The sequence below is a fragment of the Marinobacter sp. genome (assembly GCF_965229985.1).
Lineage (GTDB): Bacteria > Pseudomonadota > Gammaproteobacteria > Pseudomonadales > Oleiphilaceae > Marinobacter.
Map to the genome: position 1 here is coordinate 102,162 of NZ_OZ245935.1, position 19,256 is coordinate 121,417.

18 protein-coding genes are annotated in these 19,256 nt (G+C 57.9%); 10 read left to right on the forward strand and 8 right to left on the reverse strand.

Annotation, left to right across the window (positions count from 1 at the left end):
• Positions 1–2 precede the first annotated feature (2 nt).
• The 6 genes from ACO06L_RS00445 to ACO06L_RS00470 all read left to right on the forward strand — a co-directional run bounded on the left by ACO06L_RS00445 (position 3) and on the right by ACO06L_RS00470 (position 7,473).
• Positions 3–3,395 carry a toxin VasX gene (locus ACO06L_RS00445; protein WP_202347390.1) on the forward strand — a complete coding sequence of 1,131 codons (3,393 nt, stop codon included), beginning with the start codon at positions 3–5 and terminating at the stop codon, positions 3,393–3,395.
• Positions 3,392–4,528 carry a hypothetical protein gene (locus ACO06L_RS00450; RefSeq protein ID WP_202347391.1) on the forward strand — a complete coding sequence of 379 codons (1,137 nt, stop codon included), beginning with the start codon at positions 3,392–3,394 and terminating at the stop codon, positions 4,526–4,528. Before ACO06L_RS00445 ends, ACO06L_RS00450 begins: the two co-directional genes overlap by 4 nt.
• Positions 4,529–4,690: 162 nt before the next feature.
• Complete coding sequence (locus ACO06L_RS00455) at positions 4,691–5,263, forward strand: hypothetical protein (protein ID WP_064227401.1); 573 nt, start codon at positions 4,691–4,693, stop codon at positions 5,261–5,263.
• A gap of 67 nt (positions 5,264–5,330) precedes the next feature.
• Positions 5,331–6,407, forward strand: coding sequence for a hypothetical protein (locus ACO06L_RS00460; RefSeq protein WP_064227402.1), 1,077 nt, complete (start codon positions 5,331–5,333; stop codon positions 6,405–6,407).
• Positions 6,408–6,497: 90 nt separating this feature from the next.
• On the forward strand, positions 6,498–6,911 hold the full coding sequence (locus ACO06L_RS00465) for a TA system antitoxin ParD family protein (protein ID WP_064227403.1): 414 nt from the start codon (positions 6,498–6,500) through the stop codon (positions 6,909–6,911).
• Positions 6,895–7,473, forward strand: coding sequence for an AAA family ATPase (locus tag ACO06L_RS00470; protein WP_064227404.1), 579 nt, complete (start codon positions 6,895–6,897; stop codon positions 7,471–7,473). The genes ACO06L_RS00465 and ACO06L_RS00470 overlap by 17 nt, the downstream gene beginning before the upstream one ends.
• A 7-nt stretch (positions 7,474–7,480) precedes the next feature.
• On the opposite strand, the gene ACO06L_RS00475 is transcribed toward ACO06L_RS00470, so the two are convergent.
• Positions 7,481–8,377: a DUF1853 family protein gene (locus ACO06L_RS00475; RefSeq protein ID WP_064227405.1), complete on the reverse strand. Its 897-nt coding sequence runs from the start codon at positions 8,375–8,377 to the stop codon at positions 7,481–7,483.
• A gap of 64 nt (positions 8,378–8,441) precedes the next feature.
• On the opposite strand from ACO06L_RS00475, the gene ACO06L_RS00480 reads away from it, so the two are divergent.
• The 3 genes from ACO06L_RS00480 (at position 8,442) to ACO06L_RS00490 (ending at position 10,755) form a co-directional block, all read left to right on the forward strand.
• Positions 8,442–8,882, forward strand: coding sequence for a VOC family protein (locus tag ACO06L_RS00480; RefSeq protein ID WP_202347392.1), 441 nt, complete (start codon positions 8,442–8,444; stop codon positions 8,880–8,882).
• Between the two features lie 102 nt (positions 8,883–8,984).
• Positions 8,985–10,409: a hypothetical protein gene (locus tag ACO06L_RS00485; RefSeq protein ID WP_202347393.1), complete on the forward strand. Its 1,425-nt coding sequence runs from the start codon at positions 8,985–8,987 to the stop codon at positions 10,407–10,409.
• Complete coding sequence (locus ACO06L_RS00490) at positions 10,381–10,755, forward strand: hypothetical protein (protein WP_202347394.1); 375 nt, start codon at positions 10,381–10,383, stop codon at positions 10,753–10,755. The genes ACO06L_RS00485 and ACO06L_RS00490 overlap by 29 nt, the downstream gene beginning before the upstream one ends.
• A gap of 42 nt (positions 10,756–10,797) precedes the next feature.
• On the opposite strand, the gene ACO06L_RS00495 is transcribed toward ACO06L_RS00490, so the two are convergent.
• Positions 10,798–11,331 (reverse strand): cold-shock protein, encoded by a 534-nt coding sequence (locus ACO06L_RS00495; RefSeq protein ID WP_202347395.1) that lies wholly within the window; start codon positions 11,329–11,331, stop codon positions 10,798–10,800.
• A 222-nt stretch (positions 11,332–11,553) separates the two neighbouring features.
• Between ACO06L_RS00495 and ACO06L_RS00500 the strand changes: the two genes are divergently transcribed.
• Entirely contained in the window at positions 11,554–11,772 is a 219-nt protein-coding gene (locus ACO06L_RS00500) for a SlyX family protein (protein WP_008170396.1), read from the forward strand.
• 72 nt (positions 11,773–11,844) lie between these two features.
• Here the strand turns inward: ACO06L_RS00500 and dapE are convergent, their stop codons facing one another.
• The 6 genes from dapE to map all read right to left on the reverse strand — a co-directional run bounded on the left by dapE (position 11,845) and on the right by map (position 19,038).
• Positions 11,845–12,981 carry a succinyl-diaminopimelate desuccinylase gene (gene dapE / locus ACO06L_RS00505; protein ID WP_202347396.1) on the reverse strand — a complete coding sequence of 379 codons (1,137 nt, stop codon included), beginning with the start codon at positions 12,979–12,981 and terminating at the stop codon, positions 11,845–11,847.
• Positions 12,968–13,996, reverse strand: coding sequence for a 2,3,4,5-tetrahydropyridine-2,6-dicarboxylate N-succinyltransferase (dapD, locus tag ACO06L_RS00510; RefSeq protein ID WP_104323431.1), 1,029 nt, complete (start codon positions 13,994–13,996; stop codon positions 12,968–12,970). Before dapD ends, dapE begins: the two co-directional genes overlap by 14 nt.
• Before the next feature lie 88 nt (positions 13,997–14,084).
• Positions 14,085–14,426 (reverse strand): ArsC family reductase, encoded by a 342-nt coding sequence (locus ACO06L_RS00515; RefSeq protein WP_104323432.1) that lies wholly within the window; start codon positions 14,424–14,426, stop codon positions 14,085–14,087.
• A complete protein-coding gene (gene dapC / locus ACO06L_RS00520; protein WP_202347397.1) occupies positions 14,423–15,625 on the reverse strand; it encodes a succinyldiaminopimelate transaminase in 1,203 nt (400 codons plus the stop codon). Before dapC ends, ACO06L_RS00515 begins: the two co-directional genes overlap by 4 nt.
• Complete coding sequence (locus ACO06L_RS00525) at positions 15,622–18,267, reverse strand: [protein-PII] uridylyltransferase (RefSeq protein WP_202347398.1); 2,646 nt, start codon at positions 18,265–18,267, stop codon at positions 15,622–15,624. Before ACO06L_RS00525 ends, dapC begins: the two co-directional genes overlap by 4 nt.
• Positions 18,268–19,038, reverse strand: a complete 771-nt coding sequence (gene map, locus ACO06L_RS00530) for a type I methionyl aminopeptidase (RefSeq protein ID WP_064227416.1) — start codon at positions 19,036–19,038, stop codon at positions 18,268–18,270. It lies immediately after the preceding gene.
• Between the last annotated feature and the right edge of the window lie 218 nt (positions 19,039–19,256).

Below are 19,256 nucleotides of genomic sequence, written 5' to 3' on the forward strand. Positions count from 1 at the left end.
CAATGACACGGATACAACGCCCCACTGACGACCGGGCAAGCAACGATCTTTTGTGCTGGGAACAATCAGGCACCCTCATTGATGAACCCGCTTCATGCCCACTGCTGAAAACCGTGCACCTGCTGCCTATTCGGTACGGCAGGGTAGAAGTTGCGCCCGCCGATACAGACCCGGGGTACCCCTACTCACTGACCTCCCGCCCGCTTGGCTACCGCCTTCTTAGGTATGGCTATCTTTATGTATTGGACGCAGATACCGGGGAGCTCCACGAGTACCTGCATGAAAATGGTGAACTGACCGGCCACAACGGTGGCAAGCTGGAATACCCGAAGCAGCACACCCTCTACGTTTGCTTCGCCGATGTGCCCCTCACCGAACGCAAGAAAGCTCAGATACTCGACAGCCAGGAGGAGCGTGCGCACTTCATGCAGGAAATCGACCTGGCCAGTGCCTCGCCGGTCAGCGGCGGTGAGCACCTGCTGACGCCTGAACAGGCCAAACAATGGGTGGCTGAATTTGGCGAAGACTATACGCCGGATGCCCCCGAAAACGGCCACCCCCAGGAAAGCGAGCCCTACCAATGGGAGAATCAGCCCTATTACCACAAGAGCCGATTGGGCAAGTTGATCAAGCAGCAGGCCGTGGAAGACCCGGACAATTGCCTGTGCCTGGTGCTGAGGGACGACGTGGGCGTGATGCTGGACCTGGCTCAGCATCAGGATGATGTGGTGGGCTGGATCGGCGACTGGGCGGAAGGTGGTGACGAGCCGGGGCACACCGAGCGGGACTATATGCTGGGTGCATGGATAGAGTCCATGACACTGATCAACGATCACGCTCTGGAGACGGCTGGCGAAAGACCGGGAGGCGAACCTTTCCAGTCGCTGTACGAGAGTACCGACGAAGCACAACGCCAGTCCATCTACGACTACCTGGAGGTGCGCAGGGATTACCGTGGCCCGCAACCGATGGGCCCCGAAACCTACCTGCGCGAGCACCACGGGGATAATCCCCTGGTCCGGGCACAATTGGCCATGATTGATGCCCTGGGGCAGGCGAACTACGAGCAGCACCGGGACACCATCAATCAGCTCAACCTGCAGAACTATTACCAGCTTAACGGGGCCAAACTGGGCCAGCGCGGCATCAATGAACTGATCGACCGCCCCCGTATGGATGCCTTCATGGCGGCGCAGCGGGCCAAGCTGGCACGGTGGCAAGGGTTGCTGGCGGACATCACCGATGACCGGGCCACCCTGTTGTGTGATTCCCGCTTCCACCAGGCCGCCTGGTATTTCGACGTGGCGGATGAGAAGCAACTGGAGGCGGCCCTGGACCTGAACTATGCCTGCGTGAAGGATCTTTGCCGCACCGACGAGGCGGCGGAAAAGGTACTGGCCTGGCTGGAGGAGAACCCCCAGTACAGTCACCCCTTGTTCCACACCTTGCCCAAGGCCGCCCAGGCGCCGGATGCAGAGCCATCGACCACCTACTTTGGTATCGCAGGGGCCGGCTACAGCCTGGTGACCAGGGCTGCCGAGTGGGCGCGGCGCCTGGCCGAGGCGGAGGCCGGACACCTGCCGGACCTTGAGTTACGCTCCCAGGAAATCCAGGCAAAGGCAGCCGCCATTGGCGACACCCTGGCACCGGCGGTGTCAAAAGGTATCGCCCGGGCTATGGAACAGCTTTACCAAGGCATTGAGGCAAACCGGATACCGCCCCTGGACGACCTGTTCCGGGACCTGCCGTATTTTTTTAAGGGCAAGATGCTCAAGGTCATCCAAGCCGGTGAGGTAGAGTTCCGCGTTGCCTCGGAACCGGAGCTGGCCACCTTCCGCCAGAACCTGGAACAACTGCTGTCGCTGAACGAACGGCTGGAATCCCTGGCCCACGACCACGACGTGGCCAAGGCCACCCACGGCCACAAATCCGAGCGGGCGCAAAGCATCGTCAACGAGTTCAAGGCCACCCGGGAGGAACAGCGGGCCCTGGGCCGGCGTCTGGCCGGCGCCCTCAGCCCGGTGGAGGAAACCAATACCGGCCTGCGGCTCGAGCCCGCAACCACGGGCAGGGCGGGTATCTCCCTGCTGCTGCCTGCCGCGGGCCAGCAGCAGATGGGCACACTGATGGGGCACCTCCGCCAGGGCCTGACCTCTGCGCCACGGGTGAACCTGCTGGGGGATGGGCTGGGTGTGATGGTGTTTGCGGCGCAGTTGGTGAACTTTTTTCACGCTGTTTCCGAAGTTAAAGCTCAGTCACCAGACGCCAGGAGCTATGGCAAACTTATCGAAAGTCTGTCTGCTACGTCCGGCGCCGGTTTCCTGGCCGCCCAAAGCCTGGCGGACACCGCTCTGTCCTCCAGGGCCCAGACCCTGGCAAACTCTTGGCAGCGCAGCGCCGTGCAGTCGGTCCATATCCAGATGGGCCGCTTGCATGTTGGGTTGGGAATATTTGCATACGGCGCGGGTGCTATCAGCGCCGCCATCGGCACCTACAAGCATGCCAGCAACTGGCTGGAAGCCGTACGGACCGGTAATGCGCAGGCGCAATTGGGGGCGACCCTTGGCATGGTGGGCAGCGGCGGGCTGACGGCGACAAATCTATATGGCCTAAACCAGACACGAATAGCTGCGATGGAGGTATGGCGAGCCGCCGACAAGGCAGGTGCCTGGGCCACCGCAGGCACCCGTCTGTCCAGCCTGTTCGTCCGCCTGAACATTGCCGGGCTGGTGTTTACCGTGTTCGAGCTGGGGGGCACCTGGCTGTACAACCGCTACAATTTGAGCGAGCGGGATCAGTGGCTGCAGACCACCCCCTGGTCGCGGGAACCCGGCCAGATCCACAACGGATCGCTGGAGGAGTACGAGCAGGCCTTCGCCCAGCTCGGCAACAGCCTGTCCCTGGAGAAGGTCCCGGCGGAAGAGCAAGACGGTAAGGACCAACTGGTGCTGAACTGCCATGCTCTGACGGCGGCGGGGTTGATAGAGCCCCTGGACCAGCCGGCGCCCCGGCGAGTGTGGCTCAGTGCCTGGCGCATCCGGCCAGAACGCTCGGGCTGGTTCCGTGACACCCCGGAAACCTGGGTGCGCTGTTCCCATGATATCCTGACGAGCCTGGCCATCCGGGAAGGGGGCGGACATCTGCAACTGGCGTTCTCGCCCCCGGACCACAGCAAGAGCGATCCGTATCCCGAAACCCGTGACCTGGCGCTGATGGTCCGGCTGGACACCCACCATTCGGAGGACCGCTACACCCAGGAGGTGTACATGCTCAAGGTAACGCCTGACAGTGACTGGCCGGTGACGCCTGTCCAGGAACCTCCCCAGGATAACGAAGGCAGGACCTTCTGGTACCAGGTACGCAATCCCTTTATGGAACTGGATATCTTCGAATGACACAGGAAACGCCCAAGGCGGATATAGCGAATGCCCCCAGGGCCGGGCGAAGTGACAAGTTCCCCAGCGGAACGGTGACGTACCTGTCACCGTTGCCCCTGCCCACTGGTTTGCCGCCCACGGACCACGGGCACGCAGTGGGTGAGGTGAACGAACGCTATCTGGACTTCGGGGTGGGGTTGCCTTCGGTGTTTGGCTGGCAGGTGACTCTTGGCGGCCCTTTTGGCTTATTCGTTATGGTGGCCTTGGTTTTTCCGGCGATTGCCTTTTTAATGCTTTACTGGCTCGGCAATGGTCTGCCCGATGCCATTCATGCTTTTTGGGGAGTGATAGAGATCAGCTTCTGGATTGGCTTTTGGGGAGGGGGAGGTTTAATGCTTTGGTGGCTAGTTGCGTCCGTAATAGAACTCAAGAAAAAATCCCAGGTCATCCCCACCCGCTTCAACCGCCAGCGCCGCGAGGTGTGCTTCGTGCCCAATGGTCACCGGGAGCCCATTTTCGTACCCTGGGAGGAACTGGTGGCCTGGGTGACCGAGGCCCAGGGGGTGACCGAGTACGGTGTACAGCGCCAGTACGGCTTCGGTGTAGGCTTCCTCCACCCACAAACCGGCGAGAAATACACGCTGGAATTCCAGACTTACGGTTTGCCCCAGGCCATCAGCAACTGGGAGGCCATCCGGGCCTACATGGAATACGAAGTCCACACCCTGAAAGAGATCCAGGATCCATTGGAACTTCAGGGCCCGGATGATCCGCCCTGGGAGGGCGTCCATGTTTTCCGCAATGCCCGCAAACGTCTTCATGAGGAATACCGGGAAGGCAAACGGGGAGTGCACTACCTGACCGGCTGGTACCTGTACCACCTGATGACCTTTTGGACCCTGCCCAACCGACTGGTGGAGTGGGAAGTCAGGAAGATCAAACGCATGACCCGAAAAACGCTGCCCAGGGCCATGGCGGAGTGGTCTGAACCGTTATCTGAGAGCGAGTGGGCCAAGCCCAGCGAGACCTTCAAGCGCTTAAGCCAGAAGGTTCGTGAGAAGCAAAAGGCCCGTCCGGGGCGGTTGCCCTATGAAGTCTTTGCGGAAGTGTATGCCGAGGAGGACCGTCTGCCGCTGGCATCAACCAATTGATGAAGTAGTAAAGCCATTTCAAGGAGGAAATGATGACAAACATTGTAAACGCAAACCGCACAGGCTTTATGGCGTCATTCAGCTGTCACAAGCCGAGCTTGATCAGCTTGGAAGATCGGAAACCCTAGTCTGCAGTCAATGCCAGACGATGGACGGTCTCTCATGAACTCAAAAAGTACTCAGTTCGAACAGCCTCTACACGCGGGGCGTTCCGAGCCTTTCCCGAGTGGCCGGCTGACTCTTTTATCCCCCAAACCCCTGCCAACCGGCCTGCCGCCGGTGGATCATGGCCATGCGGTGGGGGAAGTGAATGACGGATACCTGGACTTTTTGGGCAGGGGCGACATCGGTGTTCGGTTGGCAAATGACGTTAGGTGGCTCTTTGGGCTTGTTCACACTCTCCCTTCCTCGCTGGCAGGCTTATTCCAAATTAAAGAACGTAACGCCCGCCCGTTTAACCGCCAACGCCGCGAAGTGTGTTTCGTGCCGGAGGGGCAGAAAGAGCCGATCATCGTTCCCCGGGAAATGCGGATCAGCCTCTCTAATAAGGATTTTGATGCCGCGACTGGGTATGCAATAGCGATGGCGGGTGGGCTGGTTTTTCTGGCGTATCTTTTACTGGTGACCATGTTGGCAATCCCGGGCTGGGGAGGGGCGATTTTGGGTATGGCTTTCATCGTTGTAGGAGGGTCCTATGCTGGGCATCAAAGGACGGCTCTTTTGAGCAATTGCTGAAGCGGCGTCCTTGGGGTGCATACGCTCAGCCCAAGTCACCCTATTGGTATTTTACCGAGGTTAGTGCATGACAAACGCGCAGATGAAGACTGAGTATGCGGCCACAGCCTTCAGAACTGTTGCTATTCAGCCGCTGCCCGAGAGCCCAAACAAACGCACGCGTATTGGCGAGGAACTGCAGCCAATCGGTACATACGCTGCAGTCATTCCTTATCTTCGAACGATTCAAGATGTGGAGGCGCTGCAAGAGCACGACAAAACTGACCCTGAATTCAAAGATAGTGATTGGTGGTCAGATCATCAGCGGATTCGATTTTTGAACGGGAAGATGGGGCTAAAGTTCCTGTTGCTGATTATTCCACTGATCTGGGTGCTTTCCCTGTGGTTGGCTGGTCCGGCAGTTATGGTTTGGATGATTGCCGAAGTAGATGTCTTGAAGGAGCTCCCGGCATTAGTTATTGGATTGTGCTCTATTGTCCTAACGATTGGGTGGTATGGGTTCGCGATCTGGGTCACGCCGATAACCACAAACTGGATTATGAGCACCGGCGTCGGATTCCTCCTTAAGCCGTTCGAAAAAAACATCAACAAAAAGCTGGATGCGACGCTTGAAGATGGATGCAGCGAATTCAACCGCCTCACGGGTCAGGTCCGCATTGCGCTTGGTCGCGGTCGCTTCTTTGAAGCCCCGTTCGTGGAATTTGACGCCTACATTGAGCGGGTAATTCAGCAAAGCGGGGTGTTCTACCGCCTGATGCTGGTGCACCGCTACACCCAGAAAACGTTCAACAAAACCGGCTTCAGCACCATCGAGTCGGAAAAGTCTGAAGTCTTGGCATTGTGGGATATGTTGCAGCGCTATATGGATGTCTCCCAGCCTCTGCCCGACACGCCACGCCTGGAACCTTTCCGTCATCTGGACCCGATAACCGCTGAGCATGACAGAAAAACCGGGAGGAACCCGAGGTACTGGCGGGATCTGGATCTGGAATCCTGGAAGGAGGGAGAGGGCTGGACGAAGGTGCATCAGCGCCAGAATTCATACCCGTGGGCAAGCCGAACCTGCAAGCTGACGCCTCAATTGGGCAAGATCTCGATGGAGGAATATCGGAAGCTGCGGCCTGCTGGTGCCTGGCCAATTTAATGCCTACCGAGAGGCCAAATCTCGTTTGTTGCATATTGCAACACCTGTGGTAATCTGTTGCTAACACTTAGCCCTACTCAGGAGGTCACCATGACAACCGCTGTCCGTCTCGACGAGACTCTGGTCCGCCACGCCGCCGCAGAGGGCGCGGTTCATCGGCGTTCGACACCCAAGCAGATTGAGTACTGGGCCGAGATAGGGCGTGCTGTTGCCGGGGACGTGAGTGCGGAAGATCTGATTGCCATTCTCCAAGGTATCCGCCAGGTGCGGGTTGAGCCGGTGGTGGCTGAGTCTGTTTCCAGTGATGACCTCTGGGCTGAAGTAGATCAGGCCCGGGAAAGCGGTGATCTGGGGCGTTCGATTGCCAGAGGTCGTACGGTGTATCAGGCGTCTGGAGACAAGCCCGGCTATCTGGAGGCGATTTATCCGGATGGCACCCGGGAAGTCGGTCAGTTTCGCAACGGGCGTTTTGAAGCACTGAGTGACCGTGACAACGCAGCCTGAACTCTGGCTGCTGATTGGCGGCAACGGTGCCGGCAAGACCACATTCTATGAGCGGTTCCTGGCCCGCCGGAAGATTCCTCTGGTGAATGCCGATAACATCGCCCGCAGTGTGTGGCCGGACGCGCCCGAGAAACACAGTTATGAGGCGGCGCTGATTGCCGAACGGGAACGGTTCCGACTGCTTGAAGAACGCCAGAGTTTCTGTTTTGAAACTGTCTTTTCCCATCCCTCCAAAGTTGATTTTGTCGGGGTCGCCAAGGCTGCGGGGTTTCGCATTCGGCTGTTTTATTTCCACCTGGAATTCGCTGCGTTGAACAACGCCCGGGTGGCGTCCCGGGTAAAGTCCGGCGGCCATCATGTGCCCGAGGCCAAGGTTGAGTCCAGAATTCCACGGACCCTTGCCAACCTTCGCGAATGCATCGGGCTGGCGGACGAAATGCACCTCGTTGATAACTCCAGCCTCGATCAACCCTACGTACGTATTGCGGTCTGGGAGGCGGGGCGGTGGCGTACCTGTCACGAGGCCTTGCCTCAGTGGGCAGCCGATCTTATTGATGCCTGATCGAGAACTATGGCCAGCTGTCCGGCACTACAAATAAGCGGGCGGTTTCCTGCCAGAAACCGTTGATGGTGTCCAGTTCGAGTTTTGCGAAAAGAAGCGGAACGCTGTGGTGCTCAATCGTGTTCAGCGCTGCGGCAATTACCCCTGGTTCGGGCGGCTCGCTCTGATGCCATGGGCCAATCCAGTGGGGCTTGTTCAGGACCACCCAGCCGGAAATCTCTGACGGACTTACCTGGGAAAGATAGCGCCACCGTCCGCGCAGATGGTTGGCTGGTACATACTCGGGGACGCTAACGTCTGCGGCGGCTGGATGGAACAGGTATCCGGGCATGAAGATGCGCGGTGTGACTGGCCCGGTGATTCCGGCGTCTGCCAGCAATGTTTGGGCCTCGGGCAGCTGGGTCCGCTGGCTTTGCTGGTGCAGCAGGCGATCGGTTTTCAGGTCCAGCCGGTCCCGGGCGTTCGGGCCGTACCACAGAGCTTTTCCCCCAGGCTCCGGAACCCCCAGGTAGTATTTGATAGCAATTTCGTGGTGTTCTATTCGATCTTCAGAGCGGTTGTGCACCACGAAATCCATCTCTCCGATGGTTCGGCCGTTCGACTGGATTTGCTGGTTTTGAATCAGAATATCCCAGCCCAGAAGGTCTTCGAGCAATACCCGGTAAAGTCGCTCGAAGTAGAACCCCAGCCTTTTCTGGGGTGCCTCTGTCAGCAGCGCCGGGGCTGTTTCGGGATGTTGGTCCCAGGCCTTGAGTTTTTCGGGAACGTCGTCAGAAAAGTAGCGCCCAGGCTCAAACGTCAGTGGTGACTGCAGCAGTTGGGGCGCCCGGCACAGCCAGGCAAGGTGCCTGATCGCCGGCGTGGTCAGCTCTGGAGTTGAGTAGGGGGTTGTTTTTGAATCCATATGGCCAGAATACCGTAAACTGTCCGCAAGGCACGATGATCAATACAGTTCTGAAGGAGGCTTCATGCAATATCTTCACACCATGATCCGGGTGAGCAACCTGGATGAGACACTGCATTTCTTTTGCGATCTGCTGGGAATGGTTGAGATCAGTCGCAAGAGTAGCGACAAAGGGCGATTTACCCTGGTGTTTCTGGCCGCGCCCGATGACGAAGCCCGTGCCCGTGAAGACCGGGCGCCGATGATTGAGCTCACTTACAACTGGGATCCGGAAGAGTATACCGGCGGGCGTAATTTTGGCCATCTGGCCTACCGGGTGGGTGACATTTATGCCCTTTGTGAGCACCTCAAAGCCAATGGGGTAACGATTAATCGTCCGCCCCGTGATGGCCATATGGCCTTTATTCGCACGCCGGATAACATCTCGATTGAGCTTCTGCAGAAAGGCGAGGCGCTGCCACCGAAGGAACCCTGGGCCAGCATGGAAAACACTGGTACCTGGTGAGCCCGCAGGCGGGCCGCCGCAAGGGGCTTGAGCGTGATACAATAAATGTCTGCAACATAGCTTTCGCATCAGGATGATGCATTCAGAACATGGAGAAGTTTGATGGACGATTGGCAAGGATGCCTGGATCCCCAGTGCCAGACCGCATTATTACGAGCCCGGGAAAGTGTTGAACGCCGCGGTGGCTCGGTGATTACCGTTGAAGACTACCTGCTTGCCCTGCTGGACTTCGCGCCTGCTATAGCCCGCTTTCTGCGCGTCTGCGGCGTGGATATGGATGAACTCACCCGCACCATTCAATGCGAACAACCGATCGTGACGGAAGTGGGTGGCGAAGGGCAATTGTCTTCCCAACTGATGTATTGGTTCGCGGCGGCCCGGGAATCCAGCGATTCGCCATGGCTTGGATGGTCGCAACTGCTGGAGGCGCTGGTTCGCCATGCGGAGCGGCTGCAGGAAAAGGCCTATGTGGCGGTTTTTGAGTTGGTCCCACGCTGGCCCGATCCTTCCGAGGAGCGGGATCCGGCGCCGATTGATAACTTCCAGAGAGCGCCCGTGGTAGTGACTGATTCCCCATGGGTTGAGCTGGCTGAGGATGTCGCAATCAGTCTGGCGGCGTCTCCGTCAGCCATGATCTGGGTGCGTGGCGAGCGTGGAGCGGGCAAGACCGCCTGGCTGCAATCGCTGCTTCCAGCACTGGAGCAGGATTACGTCGAGTTGGATCTCAGGAGGGAAACGGAGATCATGGCCAGTGATCTTCCGGTTCTTCCGGAGCTCTCATCGGAGGGCGGTCCGAGCGAGGACGGGCCTCGCTGGCCGGTACTGGTACTGGACAATATCTCGCCTGCGGACCTGATTGAGCTGATGGATCTTCCGGATGGGCTGGCGTCAGCGCTCGTACTGCAATGGGCTGGTCCAATTCTTCTGCTGGGTCCTGATGAGCCCATTAAAAGCGGTGCAGCCGCCTCAATTCAGCATCGTCTTGGCCGAACCCTGGACATCTTTGATATGCCGGTTTCAAGCGTGGTTCAGCGCCGGGCCATTTTAACCGCGCATCAGGCGGCTATCGAGAAGCAATGGAATGTCCAGATTTCTCGCTCTGCGATCCGGTTTGCCGCCTCTCGCCAAAGTCGTTGCGTGAGCACGCCAGGAGGAATGCTTCAATGGCTGGAACGGGCTGCTGCGAGGCTTAATCTCTTTGCGCGAAGAGGGCCGGCCGAGGCGGTGGCCCTGGCAGGGCAGGCCGACACCTTGAGGCGTCAGTCCCTGGTGGCGCTGGCGCGGAAGGAGCCGCTCGATGATATCGAGGCGTCGCTTGGCGAAATCCAGCTCCATCGGGTTGCAGCAGAAGTGGCCTGGCATGAGCGTAAGGCTGCAGGCACGTTGCGTCGGTTGTGTGCTGAGGATTTGCGGCAGGAACTGGAGCGCTGGGTTGCAGCGCGGCCCGGGCCGGTTCACTATGTGCTTCATTGTAATCAGCAGGACGGAGATTCAGCGGGTGCAGGATCTGGAAATTTACATTCGTGATCTGGAGCCAGGTGCGGTTTCGGGGTGGCTAGTGAACCATCTGGACGAACTGGAACTGGAGGACGGTGAGGTAACGAGAGTAATCAAGGGCGTGGCCCGCTACAAGAGCGAAAGGCTGCGGATATCGCTTTATCCCGGAGCTTTCGGAAAGCGTTTTACCTCATTGGTTATTGAAGGCACCAGGGTGCCCTGGAACAGTGATCTGGATTGCGCGCGCAGCGCCTGGCGCGCCATGGATACCGAGATTCGCTGCAGTCCGGGAGACTGGAAAGAGGGCGAGCCGGTAGAGGATGAAAAATGGTGGCGCCTGGACCACCGGGGCGAGCAACAGGTCGTCTGGAACTGAAAGAGGCAGCCCAAGGGCTGCCTCTTTGTTTTCAGTGGCTGATTACTCGCTCAGGATGGACACGTTGTCGGCCTGAAGACCTTTGTCTGCCTCAACAACATTAAAACGAACCAGTTGACCCTGGCGCAGAACCCGACGACCGCGGCCGCGGATCGCGCGAAAGTGCACAAAAACCTCGTCGCCACTGTCGCGCACAATAAAGCCAAAGCCTTTCTTGACGTTGAACCATTTGACGGTGCCTTCCTCATCTCCCTCAGGGCTGCTTTCGTCATAGCCATCATCATCGTCGTCGTTATAGCTCTGGCTGGGGGCACGGTTGCTCGGCCGGGAAGTGCTTTGCTTTTCGGCCGGTTTCTTGACGGATAACGCAATGGCCAGGAAGCCCGCAACGCCGAAAACGATCAGCGTGATGATGTACGCGGCGATACCACGAGTGCTACCCAGTGCCTCTACAAGTTGGCCTGCAGCGATCAGGCGAAGTGGCTCTGGTGTAAACGACAGCAACAGGGCAAGCACCAAAGGCGCGGGGATGGCGATCAGGAGAGCAAAAAGGATCGCTTTGGATGGATTACGCATTGACTGAAATTTCTCCATTCTTGTAACGCTAACGATAAAAACCGGATATCGGGTAAAATCGCATATCCGGCCGGTGAAAACCGCCAGTTCCCCGGAAAACGGGAGCGCAGGCGGGCAAAAGCGGCATGATACCAGATTATCCCGAGCGCTGACCAAGCAACGGGGTAAGCAGTGTCATCAATCACATTCTTTATAGATCCACCCAGGGAGTGCCAATACCTAATGAGCCAGAACGATCTGGAAACCCGACTGGACGAGCTGGAAACCCGGCTGGCTTTTCAGGACGACGTTATCAATACCTTGAGCGAGCAGGTGGCCAAGCAGGAAATGGACATTCGGGAATTGTGGGAGGCCAAACGTTTGCTGCACAAACAGCTCAAGGATGTTTCCCCGTCCAATATCAAGTCGGAGCAGGACGAAACACCTCCTCCTCATTACTGACGATGGCGCAATGAAAAAGGGTCAGATGAAGGTTCATCTGACCCTTTTTTTTGGGGATTCCGTTTTCGACCTCTATGCCAGAAGTTCGATCAGAATCTGTTCGTAGATGTCCGACAGGGTGTTGAGATCCTCGGCTTTCACACATTCATCCACTTTGTGAATGGTAGCGTTGATAGGGCCAAGCTCGACTACCTGTGCGCCGGTTGGCGCAATGAACCGGCCATCCGAAGTACCTCCAGAGGTTGAAAGCTCAGTTTCCCGGCCCGTTACCGTGCGTATTGCCTCCTGGCTGGCGGACACGAGGGCGCCCTTGTCGGTCAGGAAGGGGCGTCCGCTCAGATGCCACTGCAGGTCGTACTTCAGGTTGTGGCGGTCCAGGATGGCTACTACCCGTTCCTCCAGACTTTCTGCCGTGTTCTCCGTGCAGTAGCGGAAGTTGAAGTGCACCAGGCATTCGCCGGGGATAATGTTACTGCCGGTGCCCGCTTCCATTTTGGTGATCTGGAAAGTGGTCGGCGGGAAGAAGTCGTTGCCGCTATCCCAGAATTCCTTTGCCAGCGCGTCCAGTGCAGGAGCCACGGAGTGAACCGGGTTCTCGGCCAGATGCGGATAGGCAACATGGCCCTGAACTCCGTGCACCGTCAGGTAACCATGTAGGGAGCCCCTACGGCCGTTCTTGATCACATCGCCCACTTCATGGGTGCTGGAGGGCTCGCCAATCAGGCACCAGTCGATCTTCTCGTTCCTGGCTTCGAGCGTCTCCACCACTTTAACAGTGCCGTGCTGGGCTGGCCCCTCTTCGTCGCTGGTGATCAGCAGGGCAATGGAACCCCGGTGGTCAGGGTATTTCGCTACGAAGCGTTCGCAGGCGGTCACAAAGGCCGCCAGGCTGCCTTTCATGTCTGCAGCGCCTCGGCCGAGGAGGTACCCGTCTCTGATCACAGGGTCAAAGGGAGGGTGAGCCCAGTTTTTCTCAGGTCCGGTTGGAACCACATCGGTATGGCCGGCAAAGGCCAGCACCGGCCCTTCGGAGCCCTTTCGGGCCCAGAGGTTATCGGTATCGCCAAACCGCAGGTTCTCGCCGGTAAAACCCAGGGGGGCCAGCCGCGACATCATCAGTTCCTGGCAGCCGGCGTCGTCCGGTGTAACGGACTGCCGGCGGATCAGGTCGATCGCGAGTTCGAGGGTCGGGGAATCAGTTGTTTGCATGCAGCTCTTCATTCAGCTCGATGGCGGTCTTGTTGGTTTTGCACTCCACGGCGCCGGTCTGGCTGTTACGACGGAACAGCAGGTCTGTCTGATTAGCCAGGTCGCGAGCCTTGATAACCTCTACCAGTTCATTGTTGTCATCGAGCAGCGCGACTTTGGTGCCGGCTGTGATGTACAAGCCGGCTTCAACCTTGCAGCGATCGCCCAGGGGGATGCCGATACCGGCATTGGCACCGATGAGGCAGTTCTCGCCAACGGCAATGATGATGTTGCCACCACCGGACAGGGTGCCCATGGTGGAACAGCCGCCGCCCAGGTCAGAGCCCTTGCCAACCATGACGCCAGCAGAAATACGGCCTTCAATCATGCTGGTGCCTTCGGTGCCGGCGTTGAAATTGATGAAGCCTTCGTGCATGACCGTGGTGCCTTCACCCACATAGGCGCCAAGACGAACCCGCGCGGTGTCGGCAATACGAACACCTTTCGGTACCACGTAATCGGTCATCTGCGGGAATTTATCCACGGATTTCACTTCCAGCGTGCGGCCTTCCAGGCGGGCCTGGAGCTGGCGGTCGGAGAGCTCGTTCAGATCGATCGCGCCTTCGTTGGTCCAGGCCAGGTTCGGCAGCAAACCAAAAATACCGTCCAGCTTCAGACCGTGGGGTTTCGCCATGCGATGGGAAATCAGGTGAAGCTTGAGGTAAACCTCGGGCGTGCTGGACGCTGTGTCATCTGTTTCGAGTACGGTAACTACGACCGGGCGTTTGCTCGTGGCTGCTTTGTCCGCCAGTGCCGCCTGGTCGGTCTGGCCGATCTGGCGCAGGGCGTTGGCGAGTTGGCTGAGTTGCTCGGGAGTGGCACTGATCGCCTGGTTGCCACCCTTGTAATCCAGGGCGTTGGAGATGACGTCCATCAGGGTGTTATCGGGTGTCATGACCGGCTGCTGGTAAAAGACTTCCAGCCATTCGCCCTGGTTGTTCTGGGTGCCGATACCGATACCGAATGCAAAGCTCATCTGATGGTTGCTCCTGTTTTGAATGTGGGGTCAAAAGCACGCGCTTTCGGACCCCGGAATTAAAGTTTGAATCTGGTTTACCTGAGGTTCAGGTCAGCCATGCAGTCCATTCGTCTGCATTGAAACCCACGCGCACTTCATCGCCGCGTTCTACGACAGGGCGCTTAATGATGGATGGATTTTCCAGCATGATTGAATGGGCGCTCTGGGCGCTAATGGTATCACGAACCTCTTCGGGAAGTTTGCGCCAGGTGGTGCCGCGGCGGTTGACGAGGGCTTCCCAGCCTAACGCTTTTTCCCAGCCGGACAGCAGCTCGTCGTCGAGGCCGTCCTTCTTGAAATCGTGGAACTGGTAATCAACACCGTTTTCATCCAGCCACTTCCGGGCTTTCTTCACCGTGTCACAGTTTTTAATTCCGTAAACCTTCATGCCCGATTCGCCTTAACAAATTCAACAATGCGGTTTGCCGCCTCAACGCACTCTTCCAGTGGCGCTACCAGCGCCATGCGGACCCGGTTTTCCCCAGGGTTGTGGCCATTCACGGTGCGGGAGAGGTAGCGGCCGGGCAGAACGTGAACGTTCTGTTGGGCGGAAAGTTCCCGGGCGAAGGTCTCGTCGTCCATCGGGGTTTCCGGCCAGAGGTAGAAGCCGGCATCGGGAAAGTCGACGTTCATCACTTCCCGCAGTATGGGCACGACGGCCTCAAACTTGGCCCGGTAAGCGGCGCGGTTTTCGCGCACATGGTCTTCATCATTCCAGGCCGCAATGCTGGCTAGCTGGTTGTGGATGGGCATGGCGCAGCCGTGGTAGGTGCGGTACTTGAGGTAGCCCTCCAGAATGCTGGCATCGCCGGCGACAAAGCCAGATCGCAATCCGGGCAGGTTGCTGCGTTTGGACAGGCTGTGGAACACCACGCAGCGGCCGTAGTCATCACGGCCAATGGCAGCGCAGGTTTGCAGCAAGCCTTCCGGCGGATTGCTCTCGTCCGGATACAGCTCGGAATAGCATTCGTCAGAGGCAACAACAAAGTCGTATTTGTCGGCGAGAGCAATCACCCTGGCCAGCGTTTCCCGGGGGATCACCGCACCACTGGGGTTGCCTGGTGAGCAAAGGAACAGTACCTGACACTCCTGCCAGATGGATTCTGGCACCGAATCAAAATCGGGAATAAAGCCATTGGAGCCGTCGCAGGGAAGGTATACCGGGGTGGCGCCGGCCAGGAAGGCGGCACCTTCATAAACCTGGTAAAACGGGTTGGGGCTGACCACTGTGGCAGGCTTGCTGGAATCCACCACCGCCTGGACCAGGGAAAAGATTGCCTCGCGTGTGCCGTTCACCGGCACGATATTGCTGGCCGGGCTGAGGCTGCCAGGTGTCAGGTTGAATCGGCGCGTCGCCCACTGGCTGATGGTTTCGCGCAGTTCGTCCGTGCCTCGGGTCGTCGGGTAATTGGCAAGCTTGTCCAGATTGTTCGCAATGACCTGTTTGACGAATTCCGGCGAGGGGTGCTTTGGCTCCCCAATCCCGAGAGAAATCGGCCGGAGGTGATCTGGCACGCTAATGCCGGCCTTCAGTTTGGCGAGCTTTTCAAACGGGTAGGGGTGGAGTCTGTCCAGATTTGGATTCATTGAATGTCGTCCAGCATTTTACAGAGATCTTGCTGCAGGGCCTGGCACACGGCCGGGTCCCGGATGGCTTCGCCGTGCTCGTCGGTCACAAAGAAAACGTCCTCTACGCGTTCGCCCAGGGTAGCAATCTTGGCGTTGCTCAGGCGTACCCGATGCTCCAGCAATACCTGGCCGACTCGCGCCAGCAGGCCGGGCCGGTCGGGCGTGATCACTTCCATCACAGTGCGCTGATTGATGGTGTCATTAGAGAAAGTCACTTCCGTTGGGAAGGCGAAATGCTTCAGTTGCCGTGGTGTGCGCCGGTGGATGATGTCCGGGTAGTCCTCCGGATCATCCAGCTCTTCGATCAGGCGTAAACGCACTCGTTCCTTGCGCGCGGGGTCGATGCCCAGTGGCTGGCCCTTTTCATCCAGAACCACGTACGAACTGATGGAGTAGGGACCTTCGCTGGAGCTGATCCGGGCGTCCACGATGTTCAGGTTCAGTTGCTCGAGGACGGCGGTGGTTGCAGCAAACAGCGCCACCCGGTCCTTCATGTAGATAATGATCTGGGAGTAGCCGTCCGTGGGGCCGCCCCGGGTGTCGCGAATAAGCACCAGTGGGTCGGGGTTGTCGCCATGGCGGATAATGGCAGCGGTCTGCCAGGCGATATCAACGGTAGAGTCCTGGAGGAAATAATCCTCGTCTACGGTGTCCCAGATGGCGTCGATCTGTTCATCGGTCATGTTCTGGGCGTGCAGGATCTCCCGCGCTTCCGACTGGGTAGCGCGAACCCATTCCTGCCGGTCGATGGGGGTTTCCGTGCCCCGGCGCAGGGCCCGTTTGGCTTCAATGTACAGTTGACGCAACAGCGAGGCGCGCCAGGTGTTCCAGAGTTTGGGGTTGGTGGCACTGATGTCGCACACGGTCAGCACGTAGAGGTAGTCGAGGTGCGCCTGGCTCGGTACCGCCCTGGCAAATGCATGAATGATGTCCGGGTCGGAAATGTCTTTGCGCTGCGCAGTCATGGACATCAGCAGATGGTTTTCCACGAGCCATGAAATCAGTTGGGTGTCCCGCTCACTCAGATGGTGCCTTTGGCAGAAAGCCTCGGCGTCTATGGCGCCCAGTTCCGAATGGTCACCGCCCCGGCCTTTGGCGACATCGTGGTATATGCCAGCAATATAGAGGGTTTCCAGTTTTGGTAGCCGATGGATCAAGCGTGAGGCGAGGGGGTATTCAGTTCGGGCGTCGGCGCCGCTGAGTCTTACCATGTTGCGGATGACCCGCATGGTGTGGGCATCCACGGTATAGATGTGGAAAAGATCGTGCTGCATCTGGCCAATTATCTGGCCGAATTCCGGAAGGTAGCGGCCCAGCACATTGTACTTTTTCATGGCAGACAGCGTCTGATCCAGCGCATGGGGCGTTCTGAGCAGCTCCATGAACAGTGTGGTCACGGCCAGGTCGGACCGGAACGCATCGTCAATCAGGTGCCGGTGTGCCCGTAGAGACCGGATCGTGGTGGCCCGTATGCCCTTGATCTCCGGGTGCTGGGCCATCAGCACAAAGATTTCCATAATGGCGTACGGCGCGTAGGCAAACACCTGATTGTTAACCGCTTCGATATAATAGTTGCGAATCTGGAAGCGTTTGTTTATTGGCTGGATGGCGTCTTCCGACGCGCTGCCGAGAATGGCCTCGTCATAATATTGCAGAATCACATCGGCCAGCTCGGCGAGTGCCAGTACTGTCCGGTAGTAGGACTGCATCATCAGTTCAACGCCGAGTCGCTTACCTTCGTCCTTGTAGCCGAGCATCTGGGCCAGGGCTCGCTGGTGGTCAAACAGCAGGCGGTTTTCATTCCGGTCGGCCAGCAGTTGTAAGCCATAGCGCAGCTGCCACAGGAAGGTTTCACCCTGGAAAAGAATCTGGTGTTCTTCCTCGGTAAGAATGCTGAATCGGGTCAGGTCCGCAATGTTCTGGAGTCCGAAATGCCGCTTGGTAATCCAGCCAATGGTCTGTATGTCGCGGAGGGCGCCCGGCGACCCTTTGACGTTGGGCTCAAGGTTATATTCGGTATCGCCGTATTTCTGGTGCCGTTGCTGCTGCTCTTCGCGTTTGGCAATAAAGTAGTCGCGATCGGTGCTGACATTGTCGGAGTACACCTGCTCGCTCAGTTCCGAACGCAGTTCATCCGGGCCTGCAATGGTGCGGGTTTCCAGCAGGTTGGTCAGTATGGTGATGTCTTCACGGGCCGCCGCTTTGCTCTCTTCAATACTGCGAACGCTATGACCGATATCCAGTCTTAGATCCCACAGGAGGGTAACGAAGGCGCCCAGGTCTTCGTGCCAGCTGTCTTCAATGCCATTTCGTGTAAGGATGAGCAGGTCAATGTCGGAGTGGGGGTGAAGCTCACCGCGCCCGTAGCCGCCAACGGCTATCAGGGCAATGTCCGGTGAGTCGGCAAACGGGTAACGGTTCCAGATAAGTCTGAGAACGGTATCGACGGTGTCGGCCCGGGAATGAACAAGGGCGCGAACATCGGCGCCCTGTCGGAAGGCCTCGGCATCGGCGTCATACCTCCCCTTTAACAGCTCCCGGGCCGCCTTGACCGGAGAGGGGTCGTTACTGATGCGGGATTCCAGCTCGCTTTGGTCCACTTAGAAGGACTCTTCCTTTCGCTTGGTCAGAACCTCATGGCCGTCCGCAGTCACAAGGATGGTGTGCTCCCATTGTGCAGAGAGCTTGTGGTCCTTGGTAACCACTGTCCAGCCATCTGGCAGAAGTTTGGTCTGGTACTTGCCCTGGTTGATCATCGGCTCAATGGTAAAGGTCATGCCTTCCTGTAGCTCCAGACCAGTGCCGGGTTTGCCGTAATGCATCACCTGTGGCTCTTCGTGAAACACCGCGCCGATGCCATGGCCACAATAGTCACGAACCACGGAATAACGGTGTTTCTCGGCATGCTGCTGAATGACGTGGCCAATATCGCCAAGGCGGGTCCCCGGCTTCACCAGTTCGATACCCTTATAGAGGCACTCCTGAGTGATCTGAATCAGTCGCTCTGTACCTGGTTTCGGTTTGCCGACGATCCACATCTTGCTGGTATCGCCGTGGTAGCCATCCTTTATTACGGTGACATCAATATTAAGGATGTCACCATCCTTCAATATTTTCTTCTCAGACGGTATTCCATGACAGATAACGTGGTTGACCGAGGTGCAGATAGACTTCGGAAAACCTTTGTAATTGAGCGGCGCCGGAATGCACTTCTGCTCGTTAACAATGTAGTCGTGGCAAATCCGGTCGAGTTCTTCGGTGGAAACGCCCGGTTTGACGTAGTCGCCAATCATCTCGAGCACTTCGGCCGCCAAACGGCCAGCGACGCGCATCTTTTCGATTTCTTCCGGAGTCTTGATCGATACCTGCATTGGGCTTCCCGTTGATTTGTATCAAACCGGCATTTTAAGGGGCCTGCCGCCCGGGTACAAGGAAGCGGGTCGTCAAAAATAATGGCGTTCACCGACTCGAATATGGTATAAACGCGCCCGCTGGAAACGAATCCGGCAAATTCACACACGTGTCGGCACGTTATCCCAGGGTGCCTGCTTCTGCTTTTCAAGGAGCCAGGTTGGGGTAATCGGATACG

What these genes read in the sequence shown, in the direction of transcription:
- dapD (WP_104323431.1), bottom strand. Translation starts at nt 13,996, where the DNA reads ATGAGCTTTGCATTCGGTATCGGTATCGGCACCCAGAACAACCAGGGC.
- ACO06L_RS00515 (WP_104323432.1), bottom strand. Translation starts at nt 14,426, where the DNA reads ATGAAGGTTTACGGAATTAAAAACTGTGACACGGTGAAGAAAGCCCGG.
- map (WP_064227416.1), bottom strand. Translation starts at nt 19,038, where the DNA reads ATGCAGGTATCGATCAAGACTCCGGAAGAAATCGAAAAGATGCGCGTC.
- ACO06L_RS00465 (WP_064227403.1), top strand. Translation starts at nt 6,498, where the DNA reads ATGACAACCGCTGTCCGTCTCGACGAGACTCTGGTCCGCCACGCCGCC.
- ACO06L_RS00475 (WP_064227405.1), bottom strand. Translation starts at nt 8,377, where the DNA reads ATGGATTCAAAAACAACCCCCTACTCAACTCCAGAGCTGACCACGCCG.
- dapC (WP_202347397.1), bottom strand. Translation starts at nt 15,625, where the DNA reads ATGAATCCAAATCTGGACAGACTCCACCCCTACCCGTTTGAAAAGCTC.
- dapE (WP_202347396.1), bottom strand. Translation starts at nt 12,981, where the DNA reads ATGCAAACAACTGATTCCCCGACCCTCGAACTCGCGATCGACCTGATC.
- ACO06L_RS00450 (WP_202347391.1), top strand. Translation starts at nt 3,392, where the DNA reads ATGACACAGGAAACGCCCAAGGCGGATATAGCGAATGCCCCCAGGGCC.
- ACO06L_RS00455 (WP_064227401.1), top strand. Translation starts at nt 4,691, where the DNA reads ATGAACTCAAAAAGTACTCAGTTCGAACAGCCTCTACACGCGGGGCGT.
- ACO06L_RS00485 (WP_202347393.1), top strand. Translation starts at nt 8,985, where the DNA reads ATGGACGATTGGCAAGGATGCCTGGATCCCCAGTGCCAGACCGCATTA.
- ACO06L_RS00500 (WP_008170396.1), top strand. Translation starts at nt 11,554, where the DNA reads ATGAGCCAGAACGATCTGGAAACCCGACTGGACGAGCTGGAAACCCGG.
- ACO06L_RS00480 (WP_202347392.1), top strand. Translation starts at nt 8,442, where the DNA reads ATGCAATATCTTCACACCATGATCCGGGTGAGCAACCTGGATGAGACA.
- ACO06L_RS00445 (WP_202347390.1), top strand. Translation starts at nt 3, where the DNA reads ATGACACGGATACAACGCCCCACTGACGACCGGGCAAGCAACGATCTT.
- ACO06L_RS00495 (WP_202347395.1), bottom strand. Translation starts at nt 11,331, where the DNA reads ATGCGTAATCCATCCAAAGCGATCCTTTTTGCTCTCCTGATCGCCATC.
- ACO06L_RS00460 (WP_064227402.1), top strand. Translation starts at nt 5,331, where the DNA reads ATGACAAACGCGCAGATGAAGACTGAGTATGCGGCCACAGCCTTCAGA.